Below are 2,926 nucleotides of genomic sequence, written 5' to 3' on the forward strand. Positions count from 1 at the left end.
AGTTGTGTATAAGAGACACTCCAGGAAGCGTCCACCTCGGCGAACTCGGACTCCGGAAGCATCAGCTTGAGCAAGTCATAGAGAGGGACCTCGCTGACGATGGATGCGTCCGCCGAGCGCTCCGTTCCGGGCACCGGCTTGGGCGCCTCCACGGGAGTCGAGTCCGTCTTGATGGACATGATGCGCTTCTTGATGTCCTTCTCTTCGCCGAACAGGTCGATGGTGTTGCCGTACGACTTGGACATCTTCCTGCCGTCGATACCGGGCACCGTCTGGGTGGACTCCTGCACGAGGGCGGAGGGCAGCTTGAGGATGCCGGGCGTGTGCCCGCGCTCCTTGCCCTCGGGGTCCGCCGGGTCATAGCCCTTCACGTACTCGGTGTTGAACTTCACGGCCCAGTCGCGGGCGAACTCCACGTGCTGAATCTGGTCCTTGCCCACGGGGACGGTGTCCGTGCCGTAGAGCAGGATGTCCGCGGCCATCAGCACCGGGTAGGCGAAGAGGCCGAAGTCCGGAGAGATGCCCCGGGCGACCTTGTCCTTGTAGCTGTGGGCCCGCTCCAGGTGCGAGTGAGGCACCACGGTGCCCAGAATCCAGTTGAGCTCCAGCACCTCGCGCACGTCGCTCTGACGGAAGAGGACGGCCTTCTTCGGGTCCACTCCGAGCGCCAGGTAGGCCAGGGCGGCTTCGCGCGTGAGCTCCAGCGCGAGCTTCGCATCCCTCACGGTGGTGAGCGCGTGCAGGTTGGCGATGAAGTAGTACGCCTCGCTCACATCCTGGAGCTGCACGAACTGGCGGATGGCGCCGTAGTAGTTGCCGATGTGCAGCTTTCCGGAGGACTGCACGCCTGAGAGGGTCCGCATGTCTGGGTTCCGAATCGCGAGTCAGTGTTCAAAGTCCAGATACCCAAGTCGGTGATCGGGTATCGGGTGAGCGTGGGTGGTTCGCATACCCGCCGCGCCCCTGCAACCTTCCGTTCAGGAGTGCTGGTGTCCGTTGCCTGCTGAATGCCCGCCGCGCTCCAGCCTGAAAAATTCCGACCCGCACATAAATCCTGAGGGATTCCAAGGGCTTGCGGTTGAGCGACGGTGGGTGGAGCGGTACCCTGAGCGCCTCACCTGCGAGCAGCCTCACCTCGGGAGGACGAACCGGCATGGAGTCATTCAAGGGAAGTCTCGCCAGCTATCGCCTGCAGATGGTGATGCCGCCGCTGTTCTCGGGTGCCGGGGTGGAGGGCACGCTGAGGGTGGAGCGAGGCGCCATCCAGCGCTGCTTCCAGGTGAAGGACGGCTTCCTGGTGGGCGAGAGTTCGAATGACCCTCGGGAGCACCTGGCCCAGGTGCTGGTGAACCTGCGCATCCTGGACGCGCCCCGGGCCGCGGCGGCCTTCGAGGCGGCGGAGGGCGCGGGCACGCCGTACGGCACCTTCCTGGTGCAGCGCTGCTTCGTGGAGCTGCCCCGGCTCATCGAGGCGATGGAGCACAAGGCGCGCGAGGCCCTCTTCGACTGCTACGGCTGGGAGTCGGGAGAGGTGGAGTTCACGCCGAAGCTGCCCCCCACCTCCCGAGCCGTGGGACTGAAGCTCTCGCTCAACGGCCTGCACCGGGACGCGGTGACGCGGCTGCGCGAATGGACGATGTTCCGCGACGTCTTCCCGCACCTGGACGCCACGTTCAGGGTGTTCCGCGAGTTCGCCGTGGAGACGTTCTCCGAGGAGGAGGACAAGCTGCTGGAGCTGGCGGCGGGTGGCGCCACCCTGAGCGAGATGCTGGCCACGGCGAAGGAGGCCCCGCTGTTCGCGGCACGGTGGATTCTGCACCTGTACCGTCGCGGTGCACTGTCGCCCCGGATGGCCAAGGGCCCGAAGGTGGGCGAGGCCGCGGAGCTGGCTGATCTCCTGACCCTGGTGAAGCGCTTCCTGGAGACGGGGAAGTACGACCACGCGGTGGCACTGGCCGCCCAGATTCTGGAGCGAGGCCCCGTGCCCGAGGCCCACGCGCTGTATCGCGAGGCCGAGGTGCGGCTGACACTGGCCCTGAGCGACGAGCTCTTCGCACTGGACGGCAGGCTCGTCTTCGAGCCGATTCCCCGCCCCACCCCATCGCAGCTCACGGCGGATGACCTCTACCTGTACTCGAAGCTGCGCGGCAGCCGGAGCATCCGACAGGCCCTGCGCACCGCGGCCATGGGTGAGCTGGCCGCGTCGCGCTCGGTGCACCGGCTGATGGCCAGCGGGCTGATTCATGTCGCCCCCCTGCCCGAAGCCGAGGCATCCGCCGAAGCGCGGCGCACGAGCACGGAGCCGTTTGGAATCCCCGCCGTCAACGTGGGCACCTGAGCCAGTCCCTCAACGCGTGGACGGAGTGCGCTCGCCGCGCTCCGCCTCGCGCCGGGGCAACCAGAGCAGGTCGAGCGCCAGGGTCACGGCTTCGAACGGCTCCACTCGCGCGATGACGTCCCCCTCATGGCGCGCTCCCGGTGCCCATCCCCCGGCGCCATGGTGAAACACTTCCAGCGAGCGCCGCGCGGGGTCGATGAGCCACGCATGTCGCACACCTGCCCGGTGATAGACGGGGAGCTTGCGGAACCGGTCTGCCTTCTCCGTCGAGGGAGACAGCACCTCGCAGACCCAATCCGGCGCCTGCGTCAGCCAGGGCACATCATGAGGGGGCTCCGGAACACGCTCTCGACGCCAGCCCGCCAGGTCCGGGACGAGCACATCCCGCCCCAGGTGCAGCTCCGGCCCATCCAGGAACCACCAACCCCCTGGTCCACCCGGCACCAGTTCGAAGGGCATCGCCAGCAAGGCGCCCAGTCGGCTCGCCACCCGAAGATGCCTGGGCACCGGGCGCGGCGACGCATACAGCAAGTCCTCGACAATCTCCCCCACCCACCCCACCGGCAGCGCTTCGATGTCTTCGTACGT

The 2,926-nt window shown here is 67.3% G+C and carries 3 protein-coding genes; 1 reads left to right on the forward strand and 2 read right to left on the reverse strand.

Annotated features, from left to right (window positions below; all coding sequences use genetic code 11):
• Nucleotides 1-863, reverse strand: an 863-nt coding sequence (trpS, locus tag FJV41_RS48630) for a tryptophan--tRNA ligase (protein WP_141649432.1), incomplete at its 3' end; no start/stop codon positions are given.
• A 290-nt stretch (nt 864-1,153) separates the two neighbouring features.
• Here trpS and FJV41_RS48635 point away from each other — a divergent pair.
• Nucleotides 1,154-2,338, forward strand: coding sequence for a DUF4388 domain-containing protein (locus FJV41_RS48635; RefSeq protein WP_141649433.1), 1,185 nt, complete (start codon nt 1,154-1,156; stop codon nt 2,336-2,338).
• A 9-nt stretch (nt 2,339-2,347) separates the two neighbouring features.
• On the opposite strand, the gene FJV41_RS48640 is transcribed toward FJV41_RS48635, so the two are convergent.
• A partial coding sequence (locus FJV41_RS48640) for a Uma2 family endonuclease (protein WP_141649434.1) occupies nt 2,348-2,926 on the reverse strand: 579 nt, incomplete at its 5' end.

Origin of the sequence: Myxococcus llanfairpwllgwyngyllgogerychwyrndrobwllllantysiliogogogochensis, assembly GCF_006636215.1 — a bacterium.
Taxonomy (GTDB): Bacteria; Myxococcota; Myxococcia; order Myxococcales; family Myxococcaceae; genus Myxococcus; species Myxococcus llanfairpwllgwyngyllgogerychwyrndrobwllllantysiliogogogochensis.

Bases quoted from the DNA above. Each gene is read 5' to 3' on its own strand.
- FJV41_RS48635 (WP_141649433.1), top strand. From the start codon at position 1,154: ATGGAGTCATTCAAGGGAAGTCTCGCCAGCTATCGCCTGCAGATGGTG.